The following is a 14,028-nucleotide window of genomic DNA, read 5'->3' as shown; positions in this document are numbered from 1 at the left end:
CTACGCGAGTCCGCGTCGGGCCACCGCCGGTGGGCGGTGGCCCGCGATGGACGCCACCATGTCCAGCACCTGCCGGGTCTCCGCCACCTCGTGCACCCGGTACACCTGCGCACCGAGCCACGCGGACACGGCGGTCGTCGCCAGCGTCCCCAGCACCCGCTCCTTCACCGGCCGGTCCAGCGTCTCCCCGACGAAGTCCTTGTTGGACAGCGACACCAGCACCGGCCAGCCCGTCTCCACCATCTCCGGCAGCCGCCGGGTCGCCTCCAGGCTGTGCCGGGTGTTCTTCCCGAAGTCGTGTCCGGGATCGATCAGGATCGACTCCCTCGGCACCCCCAGCTCGGCGGCCCGCTCGGCCAGCCCCAGGGTCACCGACAGGATGTCCGCCATGACGTCGTCGTACGTCACCCGGTGCGGCCGTGTCCGGGGCTCCGAACCGCCCGCGTGCGTGCACACCAGCCCCGCCCCGTACCGTGCGGCGACCTCCGCGAGCCCGGGATCCACCCCGCCCCACGCGTCGTTCAGCAGATCCGCGCCCGCCTCGCAGACCGCCTCGCCGACCTCGGCCCGCCAGGTGTCCACGCTGATGATCACGTCCGGGAAGCGCCGTCGCACCTCCGCCACGAACCCGACCGTGCGCCGCGCCTCCTCCTCGGCGGTCACCTCCTCACCGGGCCCGGCCTTCACCCCGCCGATGTCGACGATGGCGGCCCCCTCGGCCACGGCCCGCTCCACCCGGGCGAGCGCCGGCTCGTCGCGGAAGGTGGCCCCCTGGTCGTAGAAGGAGTCAGGGGTCCGGTTCACGATCGCCATGATCACCGGCTCACGGGCCCCGAATTCACGCCTGCCCAGCCTGAGCATCGCCTGTGACCTCTCCTAGTACCTGCCGCACATCCACCGCCTGTGACCCTAACCGCCGGGCTCACATGGCACGATCGGACCCACACACATCCGAGATCGAGCACACCGAGCCTGGGGACCCACCGATGGTTATGTTCTTGTTCCTGGTCATCGCGCTCGCCGTGGTGGTCGCCGCGGTGACACTCGCCGTGGTGGGCGGCGGCGAGGGCACCGGCCCGCTGCCCGAGGTGGCCCCCGAGCGGCTGCACGACCCGCTGCCCCCGGACCGTCCGCTCGACCGGTCCGACGTCGACCGGCTCCGCTTCCCGCTCGCCGTCCGCGGCTACCGCATGGAGGACGTCGACGACGCCCTGAACCGGGTCGCCGCCGAGCTCGCCGAGCGCGACGCCCGGATCGCCGTCCTGGAGACCGCCCTCGCCGGCGCCCAGTCCCCGGCCCGGCCCCATGTCTCCTTCGAGAAGCCCGCACCGGAGGACGGGCAGTGAGCGACGGCGCCGCCCTCGCCGGCCCCGACGGCGCCCTGCGCTGCCCCTGGGCCCTGTCCACGCCCGACTACATCACGTACCACGACGAGGAGTGGGGCCGCCCGGTCCACGGCGACGACGCCCTCTTCGAGCGCCTCAGCCTGGAGGCCTTCCAGTCCGGCCTGTCCTGGATCACGATCCTGCGCCGCCGCGAGGGCTTCCGTACCGCCTTCGCCGACTTCAAGATCGCCTCGGTCGCCGCCTTCACCGACGAGGACCGCGAACGCCTCCTCGCCGACGAGGGCATCATCCGCAACCGAGCCAAGATCGACGCGACCCTGGCCAACGCGCGGGTCCTGCTCGGCTGGTCGCCGGGCGACCTGGACGAGCTGATCTGGTCCCACGCCCCTGCCCCGGGCAAGGCGCCGAGGACCCTCGCGGACGTCCCGGCGGTGACGGACGAGTCGACAGCCCTGTCGAAGGCCCTCAAGAAGAAGGGCCTTCGCTTCGTGGGCCCCACGACGGCGTACGCGCTGATGCAGGCGTGCGGCCTGGTGAACGACCACTTGGAAACCTGCGTGAGGAGAAGCGCCCTTTAGGCCGCGTGGGCGCGACCAGCCCCCACGCACCCGCAGTCGCAGTCGCAGTACGACCTCAGCGGCCCATGAACTTGGGCGTCTCCTTCTGAACGAAGGACCGAACCGCGATGGTGTGGTCCTCGGAAGCCCCCGCGCGAGCCTGCAACTCGTCCTCCTTCTCCAGCGTCTCGGAGAGCGAGTGCGAGGACCCGAACGCCACGGCCTCCTTGAGCGCCGCGTAGGCGACGGTCGGTCCCGCGGCCAACGCCCGCGCCACCTTCTCGCCCTCGGCACGCAGATCGGCGGAGGGGACGACCCGGTTCGCGATCCCCAGCTCGTACGCCTCCCGCGCCGAGATGGTGCGCGGGAACAGCAGCAGATCCGTCGCCCGCCCCGGCCCGACCACCCGCGGCAGGGTCCAGGAGACGCCGGAGTCGGCGGTCAGCGCGACCCCCGCGAACGAGGTGTTGAAGGACGCGGTGTCGGCGACGACGCGGTAGTCCGCGGCCAGCGCGAACCCGAAGCCGGCGCCCGCCGCGACCCCGTTCACCGCCGCGACGACCGGCTTCGCCGCCTCCGTCAGCGCCCGCACGATCGGGTTGTAGTGCTCCTTGACCGTGCTCATGACGTGCCCCGACCCCTCGGCCAGCAGCCCGATGTGCTCCTTGAGGTCCTGGCCGACGCAGAAGGCCCGGTCCCCGGCGGCGGTCAGCAGCACCGCCCGCACCCCGGTGTCGTCCGCCGCCGCGCGCGCCGCCTCCCGCAGGGCGACCTTGGCCGCCACGTTCAGCGCGTTCATCGCCTCGGGGCGGTTCAGCGTGATCGTCGCGAGCCCGTCGCTCACCTCGTAGAGCACGGTGTCGGCCATGGCGTATCCCCTCATGTCTGTCGGCTTGGGTGTCCGCCTGTGTGTCGGCGCGGTCACCAGAGAACAGCATGGCGTCCGAGGACCGGACGTGACGTGTGACCTGCGTCAAAGAAATCGACCCGGTTTACGGACCGGGGGTGTCTGTGCGGCGGCGCAGTATCGCAGCCACATCGCCGAATTGAGTGGTTTTGCTCGCGCGCGTTGCCCAAGCGATGCCTACTGATGTTGGTCATCGGGTCCTGAGATGCGGGATAATGGCCGGGAAGCAATGTGTTCGATGCCGGTGTCGCGTGTCCCACGCTGGATCGCGCGTGCCCTGCCAGGGCCGTCGGCTTATGACGTGAGCTGGTTTCAGGAAGGGGAACGAGCATGGCGGCCATGAAGCCGCGGACGGGCGATGGCCCGCTCGAGGTGACCAAGGAGGGGCGGGGCATCGTCATGCGCGTTCCGCTCGAAGGCGGCGGTCGGCTCGTCGTCGAGCTGACCCCTGACGAGGCCGACGCGCTCGGCGACGCCCTCAAGAAGGTCGTCGGCTGACGCGCAAGCGACCATACCCTTTCAGTCGCCCCGGCATCCTCTTGGGTGCCGGGGCCGCTGTCGTACCGGGGGCGCCTCGCCCGTACGGCCCAGTGGTCAGCGCTTGACCGCGCACAGCAGGCCGTCCCCCACGGGAAGCAGGGACGGCACCAGCTCCTGGCTCTCGCGCACCGCCCGCAGCAGCTCCCGGATCCTTATGACCTCCGTGGGCTGCGGGCCCGAGTCGACCGTGCGGCCGTTGGCGAAGACCCCCTCGAAGACCACGAGCCCGCCCGGGCGCAGCAGACGCAACGATTCAGCGAGATAGTCGAGGAACTCCAGCCGGTCGCCGTCGCAGAAGACGAGGTCGTAGCCGGCGTCCGCGAGCCGGGGCAGCACGTCGAGCGCGCGGCCGGGGATGAACCGGGCCCGGTTGCTGGCGAAGCCGCAGGCGCGGAAGGCCTGCCGGGCGAACTGCTGGTGCTCCGGCTCGGGGTCCACGGTGGTCAGGACCCCGTCGGGGCGCATGCCGTACAGCAGATGGATCCCGGAGACGCCGGTGCCGGTACCGATCTCCGCGACCGCCTTCGCGTCCACGGTGGCGGCGAGCAGCCGCAGCGCGGCGCCGGTGCTGGGCGACACCGAGCGCAGCCCTGCCTCGCGGGCCCGGTCACGGGCCCAGCGCAGCGCGTCGTCCTCGGCGGCGTAGGCGTCGGCGAACGCCCAGCTTGCCTGCCGGTTGCCGGTAATGACCCTCTCCTGTCCCCGCTGGTTGCCTCGGCGTGACTGTATCCGTTGGTGCCGGGAACCCGCAGATGGGACCGGGCGTTTGAAGGGGTGGGAACGACGACCGGGGGACACAGTTGGATCACGACGAGGGACGAGACGTCGAGCAAGTGCTGACGCAGCCGTATGAGCCGTATCAGCACAGATCAAATTCTCGTAAAACCGCTTATCCGGAGCTAACGGGCGAGGTGGCTATGGTAGGGGCTCCACTGGACACCACCAGAGCCGACAGGGGAGGTGCGGCTGCACCTGTGGATCGGGGAGGAGTGCTGCGGCGCTTTCTCGGATCGGCGGGCAGGCCGAAATCCGTGAACGACACCGCTGACCACCGTCACGCCGGCGACTACGCCCAGACCGCGACCTTCTCCACCGACGCGGACGGGCAGGCGTGGACTCCGCCCACCTGGGAGGAGATCGTCAGCATGCACAGCGGCCGGGTCTACCGGCTCGCCTACCGTCTGACCGGCAACCAGCACGACGCCGAGGACCTCACCCAGGAGGTCTTCGTCCGCGTCTTCCGCTCCCTGTCGACCTACACGCCCGGCACCTTCGAGGGCTGGCTGCACCGCATCACCACCAACCTGTTCCTGGACATGGTCCGCCGCAAGCAGCGCATCCGCTTCGACGCGCTCGGCGAGGACGCGGCCGAGCGGCTGGCCAGCAAGGAGCCCACCCCGCAGCAGGTCTTCAACGACGCCCACTTCGACGCGGACGTCCAGCAGGCCCTCGACACCCTCGCGCCGGAGTTCCGCGCCGCGGTCGTCCTGTGCGACATCGAAGGACTGTCGTACGAGGAGATCGCCGCGACCCTCGGCGTCAAGCTGGGCACGGTCCGCTCACGGATCCACCGCGGCCGCTCGCAGCTGCGCAAGGCCCTCGCCCACCGCTCCCCGAAGGCGCGCGCCGAGCGCCGCTCCTTCGTGTCCCGGGTGCCCGCTCTGGGAGGAGGGGGCGCGACCGCGTGACTGGAACCCGACGCACCCCCGTAGAGGGGCTCCTCGCAGAACAGCATCTGGGAGACCGGCTCTCCGCCCTCGTGGACGGCGAACTCGGTCATGACACCCGTGAGCGCGTCCTGGCGCACGTGGCGACCTGCGCGAAGTGCAAGGCCGAGGTCGACGCCCAGCGCCGGCTGAAGAACGTCTTCGCGGAAGTGGCCCCGCCCGCCCCCTCCGAGAGCTTCCTGGCCCGTCTCCAGGGGCTCCCCGCAGGAGGTGACCCGGACGGCGGCGGTACGCCGCTGGGCAGGGGAGGCTTCGGTGACGGCGTCTTCGGGGTGAGCCGGGAGGAGCCGTTCTCCTTCGGCTATCTGCCCACGGGCGACCACGGCTCCGCGCTGGCGCCGGCCGACCGCGGCTTCCGGATCCACCCCGTCGGCCGGGACGGCGAGCGTTCCCGCGGTCTGCGGTTCGCCTTCGTCGCCGCCGGCGCGGTGTCGCTGGCCGCGATCGCCCTCGGCGGGATGAACACCGGTGCGCCCGTCGACACCGCGGCGGACGCGCGTGGCGGAAGCGGCGGGAGCAATGTGACACCGGCCCGCACCCCGGGCTCGGGCTCCGCCACGACCGAGAACCAGCGACGCCGGGCCACCGGACCGCTGCTCGCCCAGGGCGGCCAGCTCCTCGGCACCCCCGCGGCGCCGACCGAGGTCTCCGCCCCGCTGCTGCCCGGCGTGCCCTCCCCGGCCTCCGGCCGTGCGGAGCAGACGGTCCTGCACCGGCTCACCACCCCGGTGATGGCCGGAGCGGCGGCCATGTCCCCGCTGATACGTCCGCTCGCTACGACCCCGCCGATCGCCGTGACCTCCTGGGCCACCGCCCCCGAGATCACCGGCCCCGGCCTGCTCGCCGCACCCGTCCCCGACACCACCTCCGCCCCCGTCGCCTCCCCGCCCTCCCACTACCCCCGCTGACCGGTCCCTGCGCCGGTCCATCGTGAACCTGGTTGAATCCAGGAGGCGGGGTTCCACCCGGCCGTGACCGGGTCCGACTGTGGGGAGAGCATGGACGAGGGGACGCCGAAGGGGGCCTGCGGCGACAGGGCCGAAGGGGTGGGCGTGGGCGCCGGTGCCGACGAGGGGGACTACGAACTGGACCTGCCGTTGCCCACCGGGGGCGCGGCGGACGGCGTGGCTGCCGCGGAGCCGTCCTCCGAGGCGGCGCCTCCGGCTCCCGCTGCGGCCGCCGACGAGCCTCCCAAGCCGCTGCACGACCCGGACCCCTACAGCACCCCGCCCTACGGCCACCCGGGCCCCTGGGCCCCCGCACCGCCCGTCCAGCACCCGGCGACCACGCAGGCGCAGGCGCCCACCCCGGCCCCGGTACAGCCCGCTGCCGCACCGTCCGGCATGGAACCACCCGCGCCGGTCGCGGCCACGGACCCGGCCCTGCCCCCGGCAGCGCTCCCGGCTTCCGCAGCCGCCACGCCCGACCCGGCGTCCCCCTCGGCTCCCGGGGGCCCCGCAGTCCCCGGAGTCCCTGAAGGCCCCGGCGCCACCGACAACCCCTGGCACCGCTACGACCCCTGGGCCCCCGTGCCCGCCGGCCCGTTGCAGCAGACCGGTGTCGGTGTGCTCAGCGAGGGGGAGCGGCGGCGGCAGGTGCGGAAGCGGATCGTCGGGGGCGCGTTGGCGCTGGCGCTGGCCTCCGGGGTGCTCGGCGGGGTCGTGGGAGCTCAGCTGGAGCGCAAGGGCGGGTTCGGCGGGGTGAAGCTGCCGCAGGCGTCCGCGGAGCCCACCGGGCGCGCCGCGGACAGCGTCGCGGGCATCGCGGCCCGCGCCCTGCCCAGTGTCGTCACGCTGCACGTCAGCGGCAGCGAGGAGTCCGGCACGGGCACCGGGTTCGTGCTCGACACCAGGGGCCACATCCTCACCAACAACCACGTCGTGGAGCCCGCCGGCGGCGACGGCGAGATAACCGTCGTCTTCAGCGGCGGCCAGAGCGCGAAGGCGGACGTCGTCGGCCGGGACAGCGGCTACGACCTCGCCGTGGTCAAGGTCAGGGGGGTCAGCGGCCTGCGGCCGCTCCCGCTCGGCAACTCCGACGGCGTCCAGGTCGGCGACCCGGTCGTCGCCATCGGCGCCCCCTTCGATCTGGAGGGCACCGTCACCTCCGGCATCATCAGCGCCAAGGAACGGCCCATCACGGCCGGCGGCGACAGCGGCGACGCGAGCGACGTGTCGTACGTCGACGCGTTGCAGACCGACGCCCCCATCAACCCCGGCAACTCCGGCGGCCCGCTGCTCGACGCCCGGGGCCGGGTCATCGGCATCAACTCCGCGATCCGCTCCGCCGCCGACGGCTCCGACTCCGGCAGCGGCGAGGCCGGCTCGATCGGCCTCGGTTTCGCCATCCCCGTCAACCAGGGCAGACGCGTCGCCGAAGAGCTGATCAACACCGGTCACGCGACCCACCCGGTCATCGGTGTCACCCTCGACCTGGACTACGCCGGCGACGGCGCCCGGGTGAGCACCAAGGGCGGCGACGCGGGTGCCCCGGTCACCCCGGGCGGCCCCGGCGCGCTGGCCGGCATCCAGGCCGGGGACGTGATCACCGAGGTCGACGGCACCCGGGTCCACTCCGGCACCGAGCTGATCGTCAAGACCCGCGCCCACCGCCCCGGCGACCGCCTGGAGCTGACCGTCGAACGCGACGGCAGGGAACGTACGCTCTCCCTGGTCTTGGGATCCGCTGAGGGCGACTGAGCAGCAGGCTGTGCACAGCGATTGACAGAAACCTCACAGACCGGACCCCAAAACCCCCTCCCACAAGGCAAACAACGCGGAAAACCGGCCGTGCGCACCCGGTCGGGCAGCGCGGGACAGTACCGGTCGGACAGGTGCGACAGGTACCGTGGACCCGGCCCGGACCACGGAAGACCTGACCTGACCGCCGAGGGCCGAGGACCGCGGACATCCCAAGGAGCTTCAGGTGTTCAATGACATAGGACCGCTCGAGCTGGTGACGATCGTCGTCCTGGCCGTGCTCGTCTTCGGTCCGGACAAGCTCCCGAAGGTCATCCAGGACGTGATGCGCACCGTCCGGAAGATCCGTGAGTTCTCCGAGAGCGCCAAGCACGACATCCGCGCCGAACTGGGGCCGGAGTTCAAGGACTTCGAGTTCGAGGATCTCAACCCCAAGACCTTCATCCGCAAGCAGCTCGACAACGACGAGCTGGGGCTGAAGGAGATCCGCAACGGCTTCGACATCAAGAAGGAGATGGCCGAGGTCACCGAGGCCGTCCACAGCCGCGACACGGACTCTTCCTCTTCCTCTTCCTCTTCCTCGTCCGGCGGGCGCATCGACATGACGAAGAAGCCCGAGGAGCCGGGCAAGGACGACCGCCCGCCCTTCGACTTCGACGCCACGTGATCTTCGCCGCCTGACGGCCGCCTTCCCCGCTGTTCGTGACCGGGTGGCTATGCTGCCTGGTTGTTGTGCGGAGCGGACGAGTACGCCCGAAGGGGGGCGGGCCGGACCGTTCCGTCGAGAGCGAGGAGGCGTCCGGGCATGGAGACGACGAGTCGGGCAGTCGAACAGGTGCCGGCCGCGGAGGGTGGACAGCAGGTCCCCTCCGCTCGGCGCACCGTCGACGGCTACCTGGAGGCGCCCTTCCCGTGGTACGGCCTCGACGAGGCCTTCACGGGGCCGCGCTGGCTGATGCAGGTGGGGACGGCGGCCGACGGGGCCGTCGAACACGGTTCCATCGGACACGGTGACGAACCCTCCGTACGGCACGAGACGGCCGGGGAGGACCGGGGGAGGTTCGCGGTCGTCGTGACCGTCGCCGCGAATCCGTCCCGCAGGAGCGCCGACGGGACGGGCCTGCTGGAGGCCACCTCGGTGTCCTCGGCGGCCTGGCTGGCGGGGGTGGGGCTGCTGTCCTTCACCTGGCCCGGGCAGATGGACCACAGCCTGCGCGACGACTGGCTGGACCAGCAGACGGAGACGGCGTGGGCGCTGGCGGATGATCTCGCCGGGCCGGAGTGGTCCAGCCTCTCCCTGCCGGTGGACGGTGTGCCCACGCCGTTCCACTACCGCGAGTCGGAGTTCGGGTGGGTGCTGGCCGGGTCCACCGAGCAGGGGGTGCACCTCGGGGCGTACGGGAGGGGCATGAGCGCGTACGGGCTCGGGTTCTCGGTGGTGAAGGACATCGCGGAGTACGCGTAGGCCAGTGGGGAACTGCGGGCCGCTTGTGGCTGGTCGCGCAGTTCCCCGCGCCCCTGAGGTCGGCTGACCCCGAGGTCGGCTGACCCCGAGGTCGGTTGTTTCTAGAACTTGTTCTTCGGGGTGATCCCCAAGGACAGTCCCGACAGACCCCTCTGCCGTCCCCCGAGCTTTCCTGCGATCGCCCGCAGCGCCGCGCCCGCCGGGGAGGACGGGTCCGTCAGGACCACCGGCCTGCCCTCGTCGCCACCCTCGCGGAGGCGGACGTCGATCGGGATGGAGCCGAGCACGGGGACCGTGGCCCCCGTCGTGCGGGTCAGGCCGTCCGCGACCAGCTGACCGCCGCCCGTGCCGAAGACGTCGACCATCTCGCCGCAGTGCGGGCAGGGCAGGCCGGACATGTTCTCGACCACGCCGACGATCTTCTGGTGGGTCTGGACGGCGATCGCGCCCGCGCGCTCGGCCACCTCGGCCGCCGCCTGCTGCGGGGTCGTGACGACCAGGATCTCCGCGTTCGGGACCAGCTGGGCCACCGAGATCGCGATGTCGCCGGTGCCGGGCGGGAGGTCCAGGAGGAGGACGTCCAGGTCGCCCCAGTAGACGTCCGCGAGGAACTGCTGGAGCGCGCGGTGGAGCATCGGGCCGCGCCAGACCACCGGGGCGTTGCCCGGCGTGAACATGCCGATGGAGATGACCTTCACGCCGTGCGCCGACGGCGGCATGATCATGTTCTCGACCTGGGTCGGCCGGCCGTCCGCGCCGAGCATGCGCGGGACGCTGTGGCCGTAGATGTCCGCGTCGACCACGCCCACCTTGAGACCGTCGGCCGCCATCGCCGCCGCCAGGTTCACCGTCACCGAGGACTTGCCGACGCCGCCCTTGCCGGACGCCACCGCGTAGACCCGGGTGAGGTTGCCGGGCTTGGCGAAGGGGACCTCGCGCTCGGTCTGCCCGCCGCGCAGGGCGTTCGCCAGCTCCTTGCGCTGCTCGTCGCTCATCACGTCGAGCGTGACGTCGACGCGGGTGACGCCCTCGACCCCGGAGACCGCCTCGGTCACCCGCTGGGTGATCGTCTCGCGCATAGGGCAGCCGGAGACCGTCAGGTACACGGTGACCGCGACCGCTCCGTCCGCGCCGATCTCCACCGACTTGACCATCCCCAGCTCGGTGATGGGTCGGTTGATCTCGGGGTCGTTCACCGTCGCCAGTGCCTCGCGCACCGCGTCTTCGCTAGCCATAAGGACGATGGTACGGCGCCCCCGGGGGCCCGCGGCCAGCCCCTCAGCGGTCGTCTGCGTCACGTCCCGGCGACCGATCTGCCGGGAATACCACCTTGCCCTCGTGACCCCCGTGGCCGTCGCGCCGGCCGTCCAGCTCCTTGAGCATGTCCTGCAGCTCGTTGCGGATCCAGTCGCGGGTGGCGACCTCGCCGAGGCCCATCCGCAGCGCCGCGACCTCCCGGGTGAGGTACTCGGTGTCGGCGATCGACCGCTCGTTCTGCTTGCGGTCCTGTTCGAGGTTGACGCGGTCGCGGTCGTCCTGCCGGTTCTGCGCGAGCAGGATCAGCGGGGCCGCGTAGGACGCCTGGAGGGACAGCATCAGGGTGAGGAAGATGAAGGGATAGTTGTCGAAGCGCAGGTCGTGCGGGGCGAAGATGTTCCACAGCACCCACACGATGATGACGACCGTCATCCAGACGATGAACCGCCCGGTGCCCAGGAAGCGCGCGATGCGCTCGGAGAGCCGGCCGAAGGCCTCCGGGTCCCACTCGGGCAGCAGCCGGCGCCGGGGCGGCCGCGGCTGGTCGAGCCGGGCGCGCGGGCGGGTGGTCGCGGTCGCGCCGGTGGGAGTGCGCTCCCGCGCGTTCTCCCGCGTGCCGTCACGCTCAGGAGCCATGGGGGACCACCCCCTTGCCCGACGTGTCGCCCGTCTCGTCGTCCGACTCGTCGTTCAGGTGGAACTCCGTCTCCCGCCAGTCCTCGGGCAGCATGTGGTCGAGTACGTCGTCCACGGTGACCGCGCCGAGCAGCGCGCCCGCCTCGTCCACCACGGGCGCCGCGACCATGTCGTACGTCGCGAAGAACCCGGCGACGACCGGCAGCTGCGCCTCCGGGTCGAGCGCCTGGAGGTCGTCGTCGAGGACCGCGCTGACCAGCGTGTACGGCGGCTCGCGCAGCAGCCGCTGGAAGTGCACCGTGCCCAGGTACTTGCCGGTGGGGGTCTCGTCGGGCGGGCGGCAGACGTAGACCTGGGCGGCGAGCGCCGGGGACAGATCGGGGTTGCGGACGCGCGCGAGGGCGTCGGCGACGGTGGCGTCGGGGCGCAGGACGATCGGCTCGGTGGTCATCAGACCGCCGGCCGTGTGCTCCTCGTAGGACATCAGCCGCCGCATGTCGGCCGCGTCGTCGGGCTGCATCAGGCTCAGCAGCCGCTCCTGGTCCGCCGTCGGCAGCTCGGCGAGGAGGTCGGCCGCGTCGTCGGGGTCCATGGCCTCCAGGACGTCCGCCGCGCGCTCCTCCTTCAGCTTGCCGAGGATCTCGATCTGGTCGTCCTCGGGCAGCTCCTCCAGGACGTCGGCGAGACGGTCGTCGTCGAGGGCGGCGGCGACCTCGGCGCGCCGCTTGGCGGAGAGATGGTGCAGGACGTTGGCGAGGTCGGCGGGGCGCAGCTGCTCGAAGGTGGCGAGCAGGCTCTCGGCGCCCTGTCCGTGCTCCTCCAGGGAGAACCCGGTCACCGACAACCACCCGACCGTGAGCGTCTCGCCCTTGGCCCGCCGGAAGGCGCCGCCCTTCTTGCCCTTGCGGACGAAGACACGGGTGACCTCCCAGTCCCGGCGGGCCGGCAACTGCTGCACGGACACGTCGAGGACGGTGACCTCCTCGCCGCTCTCGACGAGGGTGACCCGCCGGTCGAGCAGCTCGCCGAAGACGAGCCGCTCGGTGGGCCGCTGCTCGAAGCGGCGGACGTTGAGCACACCGGTGGTGATGACCTGGCCGGACTCGATGCCCGTCACCCGGGTCATGGGCAGGAAGATACGGCGCCGGGTGGACAGTTCGACGACCAGGCCGAGCAGCCGTGGGGGACGGCGTCCGACGCGCAGCATGACGACCAGGTCGCGCACGCGGCCCACCTGGTCGCCGTTGGGGTCGAAGACCGGGACACCGGCGAGGTGCGAGACGAAGATCCGGGGGGCACCGGCTGCCATGGCTGTGGTTCCCTGCTTCCTTTTGCGTACTGCGGTGCTGCTGGATTCGTTTTCCGAATCGCCTTCCCAATTGCCCGCTCCTGCGGGCTTCAGGCTAGCCCGTCCCGATCGGATACGCCCTGGTGAGCGGTCCGGACGGACCCGTTCCGAGGACGGTCCGGGACCCCGGTACGCTGCCGTACGCCGCTCAGCACACCCCCGCAGAAAGGCAGCCGTCTCTGTGACTGCGATTCCCCAGAGCCGTACCCGCCGGGCCGCGTTGGTGAGCGCGATGTGCGCACTGGTCGTGGGCCTGGGAGCGGGGTGCAGCGAGGATCCGGACGCGGGCACGAACGGGGTGGGCAAGCTGCCCGCCGCGCAGATCCAGGCGAGGACGAAGAAGGCCGCCGGGGCCGTGGACGCGGTGCAGCTGTCGGGGACCGTGGTCACCAGCGGCCGTACGTACCGGCTCGACATGCGGCTGAAGGAGGACGGCGGCACCGGGTCGGTGACCTCGCAGGGGGCCACCTTCCATCTGCTGCGGGTCGGCGAGCAGCTGTTCCTGAAGGCCGACTCGGCGTTCTGGACCCATGAGGACGGCACGTCCGACGACGACGCCAAGGACACGGCCGCCGCGGACAAGCTCGACGGCAAGTATGTGAAGGTGCCGTCGGGGGACCCCTCGTACAAGAAGTTCAGCGTCTTCACGGACAAGGACCTCCTTCTCGACGGTCTGCTGACCCTGCACGGTTCGGTGAAGACGGACGGTCACCACGAGCAGTCCGGCACCCGCACCATCCGCATCACCGGGGACGGCGGCGACGGCGGCACCCTGGACGTCTCCCTGGAGGGCGAGCCGTACCCCCTGCGCCTGGTCCGGGCGGGCGGCGCAGGCACCCTGACCTTCTCCTCCTGGGGCAAGGACTTCGCCCTGGAGGAACCGGAGAAGGGCGAAACGGTGGACTACGGCAAACAGCTCCCGACATCCTGAGGGAGGCGCGCGCAGAGCCCTCCCTCAGGGGGGCGGGGAACCGCGCGACAAGCCCCCACCGCCCCGCAGCCGACGTACCGGCTCTTTCTCCTAGCTTTTTCGCCGCCGCAGCAGCAACCGGTGCAGCCCCGCAGGGACCGCCTCCCGCGTGGTGGCCGGTGACGGCACAGGCCGCGCCGCCAGATCCCCGTCGGGCAACGGCACCACACCCCCCGTCGGCTCCAGGCGAAGCACCCTGCACTCCCGCGCCCAGCGCGCCGGCATGGCCTCACCGTCGGACGCGTTCAGCCGCTTGCCCTTCAGCTCGGCGACAGCCGCCTCCCACCGCTCGGACCCGGGCTCGAGCCGGACGACCGTCGCCGTCCAGGTGACCAGCCGGCCGCCCTTGTCCTTGCTGCGGACGGTGACCTCGGCCGAGCCGCCCTCCGCGAGCCCGGGCAGCGGCTGCTCGCCGGGCCCGTCGCCGACGACGCAGGCCGCGCCCTCGTGCCACGCGTGCCACAGCGCACGCGCGGCCGGTTCGCCCGCGCCCCTGACCCAGATGAGGCCGGACTTCTTGGTGGCCTCCTCGACGAGGGCCTGGTCGAGCAGCTCGCTAGTCATGGGCCCAGCCTA

16 protein-coding genes are annotated in these 14,028 nt (G+C 71.9%); 9 read left to right on the top strand and 7 right to left on the bottom strand.

Annotated elements, in window-relative coordinates; genetic code table 11:
- A complete protein-coding gene (gene folP, locus AQJ64_RS13240; protein ID WP_055635251.1) occupies positions 1–861 on the bottom strand; it encodes a dihydropteroate synthase in 861 nt (286 codons plus the stop codon).
- Positions 862–992: 131 nt separating this feature from the next.
- On the opposite strand from folP, the gene AQJ64_RS13235 reads away from it, so the two are divergent.
- Positions 993–1,346 carry a DivIVA domain-containing protein gene (locus tag AQJ64_RS13235; protein ID WP_055635250.1) on the top strand — a complete coding sequence of 118 codons (354 nt, stop codon included), beginning with the start codon at positions 993–995 and terminating at the stop codon, positions 1,344–1,346.
- Complete coding sequence (locus AQJ64_RS13230; RefSeq protein ID WP_055635249.1) at positions 1,343–1,924, top strand: DNA-3-methyladenine glycosylase I; 582 nt, start codon at positions 1,343–1,345, stop codon at positions 1,922–1,924. Before AQJ64_RS13235 ends, AQJ64_RS13230 begins: the two co-directional genes overlap by 4 nt.
- A 55-nt stretch (positions 1,925–1,979) precedes the next feature.
- Here the strand turns inward: AQJ64_RS13230 and chcB are convergent, their stop codons facing one another.
- Entirely contained in the window at positions 1,980–2,771 is a 792-nt protein-coding gene (gene chcB, locus AQJ64_RS13225; protein ID WP_055635248.1) for a 2-cyclohexenylcarbonyl CoA isomerase, read from the bottom strand.
- Positions 2,772–3,140: 369 nt separating this feature from the next.
- On the opposite strand from chcB, the gene AQJ64_RS45625 reads away from it, so the two are divergent.
- The gene (locus tag AQJ64_RS45625; RefSeq protein WP_003966491.1) at positions 3,141–3,308 is read left to right on the top strand and encodes a DUF3117 domain-containing protein; all 168 of its coding nucleotides are present in this window, start codon (positions 3,141–3,143) and stop codon (positions 3,306–3,308) included.
- A 96-nt stretch (positions 3,309–3,404) separates the two neighbouring features.
- On the opposite strand, the gene AQJ64_RS13220 is transcribed toward AQJ64_RS45625, so the two are convergent.
- Complete coding sequence (locus tag AQJ64_RS13220) at positions 3,405–4,079, bottom strand: O-methyltransferase (RefSeq protein WP_079061670.1); 675 nt, start codon at positions 4,077–4,079, stop codon at positions 3,405–3,407.
- 260 nt (positions 4,080–4,339) lie between these two features.
- Between AQJ64_RS13220 and sigE the strand changes: the two genes are divergently transcribed.
- From sigE to AQJ64_RS13195, 5 genes are all read left to right on the top strand, one after another.
- The gene (sigE, locus tag AQJ64_RS13215) at positions 4,340–5,038 is read left to right on the top strand and encodes an RNA polymerase sigma factor SigE (RefSeq protein ID WP_055635246.1); all 699 of its coding nucleotides are present in this window, start codon (positions 4,340–4,342) and stop codon (positions 5,036–5,038) included.
- A complete protein-coding gene (locus tag AQJ64_RS13210) occupies positions 5,035–5,985 on the top strand; it encodes an anti-sigma factor family protein (RefSeq protein ID WP_059202644.1) in 951 nt (316 codons plus the stop codon). The genes sigE and AQJ64_RS13210 overlap by 4 nt, the downstream gene beginning before the upstream one ends.
- Before the next feature lie 90 nt (positions 5,986–6,075).
- Positions 6,076–7,776 carry a S1C family serine protease gene (locus tag AQJ64_RS13205; RefSeq protein ID WP_107120607.1) on the top strand — a complete coding sequence of 567 codons (1,701 nt, stop codon included), beginning with the start codon at positions 6,076–6,078 and terminating at the stop codon, positions 7,774–7,776.
- 226 nt (positions 7,777–8,002) lie between these two features.
- Positions 8,003–8,443: a sec-independent translocase gene (locus AQJ64_RS13200; protein WP_055636145.1), complete on the top strand. Its 441-nt coding sequence runs from the start codon at positions 8,003–8,005 to the stop codon at positions 8,441–8,443.
- 138 nt (positions 8,444–8,581) lie between these two features.
- Positions 8,582–9,241: a hypothetical protein gene (locus AQJ64_RS13195; RefSeq protein WP_055636144.1), complete on the top strand. Its 660-nt coding sequence runs from the start codon at positions 8,582–8,584 to the stop codon at positions 9,239–9,241.
- A gap of 101 nt (positions 9,242–9,342) precedes the next feature.
- On the opposite strand, the gene AQJ64_RS13190 is transcribed toward AQJ64_RS13195, so the two are convergent.
- Genes AQJ64_RS13190 through AQJ64_RS13180 form a run of 3 tightly spaced genes read right to left on the bottom strand, consistent with a single transcriptional unit; the run spans position 9,343 to position 12,443 of the window.
- A complete protein-coding gene (locus AQJ64_RS13190) occupies positions 9,343–10,476 on the bottom strand; it encodes an Mrp/NBP35 family ATP-binding protein (RefSeq protein ID WP_055636143.1) in 1,134 nt (377 codons plus the stop codon).
- A gap of 43 nt (positions 10,477–10,519) precedes the next feature.
- Positions 10,520–11,134 carry a DUF1003 domain-containing protein gene (locus tag AQJ64_RS13185; RefSeq protein WP_055636142.1) on the bottom strand — a complete coding sequence of 205 codons (615 nt, stop codon included), beginning with the start codon at positions 11,132–11,134 and terminating at the stop codon, positions 10,520–10,522.
- Positions 11,124–12,443, bottom strand: coding sequence for a magnesium transporter MgtE N-terminal domain-containing protein (locus tag AQJ64_RS13180; RefSeq protein WP_055636141.1), 1,320 nt, complete (start codon positions 12,441–12,443; stop codon positions 11,124–11,126). Before AQJ64_RS13180 ends, AQJ64_RS13185 begins: the two co-directional genes overlap by 11 nt.
- 220 nt (positions 12,444–12,663) lie before the next feature.
- On the opposite strand from AQJ64_RS13180, the gene AQJ64_RS13175 reads away from it, so the two are divergent.
- Positions 12,664–13,413: a hypothetical protein gene (locus tag AQJ64_RS13175; RefSeq protein WP_055636140.1), complete on the top strand. Its 750-nt coding sequence runs from the start codon at positions 12,664–12,666 to the stop codon at positions 13,411–13,413.
- Between the two features lie 90 nt (positions 13,414–13,503).
- Here the strand turns inward: AQJ64_RS13175 and AQJ64_RS13170 are convergent, their stop codons facing one another.
- On the bottom strand, positions 13,504–14,016 hold the full coding sequence (locus tag AQJ64_RS13170) for a hypothetical protein (protein WP_055636139.1): 513 nt from the start codon (positions 14,014–14,016) through the stop codon (positions 13,504–13,506).
- Positions 14,017–14,028: the final 12 nt, after the last annotated feature.

The organism is Streptomyces griseoruber, from assembly GCF_001514205.1.
Lineage (GTDB): Bacteria > Actinomycetota > Actinomycetes > Streptomycetales > Streptomycetaceae > Streptomyces > Streptomyces griseoruber.
The sequence above is the reverse complement of the archived record's forward strand: the minus strand, read 5'-3'. Positions and strand labels throughout refer to the sequence as shown.

Bases quoted from the DNA above. Each gene is read 5' to 3' on its own strand.
- AQJ64_RS13170 (WP_055636139.1), bottom strand. From the start codon at position 14,016: ATGACTAGCGAGCTGCTCGACCAGGCCCTCGTCGAGGAGGCCACCAAG.
- AQJ64_RS13205 (WP_107120607.1), top strand. From the start codon at position 6,076: ATGGACGAGGGGACGCCGAAGGGGGCCTGCGGCGACAGGGCCGAAGGG.
- AQJ64_RS13180 (WP_055636141.1), bottom strand. From the start codon at position 12,443: ATGGCAGCCGGTGCCCCCCGGATCTTCGTCTCGCACCTCGCCGGTGTC.
- AQJ64_RS13185 (WP_055636142.1), bottom strand. From the start codon at position 11,134: ATGGCTCCTGAGCGTGACGGCACGCGGGAGAACGCGCGGGAGCGCACT.
- folP (WP_055635251.1), bottom strand. From the start codon at position 861: ATGCTCAGGCTGGGCAGGCGTGAATTCGGGGCCCGTGAGCCGGTGATC.
- AQJ64_RS13195 (WP_055636144.1), top strand. From the start codon at position 8,582: ATGGAGACGACGAGTCGGGCAGTCGAACAGGTGCCGGCCGCGGAGGGT.
- AQJ64_RS13190 (WP_055636143.1), bottom strand. From the start codon at position 10,476: ATGGCTAGCGAAGACGCGGTGCGCGAGGCACTGGCGACGGTGAACGAC.
- chcB (WP_055635248.1), bottom strand. From the start codon at position 2,771: ATGGCCGACACCGTGCTCTACGAGGTGAGCGACGGGCTCGCGACGATC.
- AQJ64_RS13235 (WP_055635250.1), top strand. From the start codon at position 993: ATGTTCTTGTTCCTGGTCATCGCGCTCGCCGTGGTGGTCGCCGCGGTG.
- AQJ64_RS45625 (WP_003966491.1), top strand. From the start codon at position 3,141: ATGGCGGCCATGAAGCCGCGGACGGGCGATGGCCCGCTCGAGGTGACC.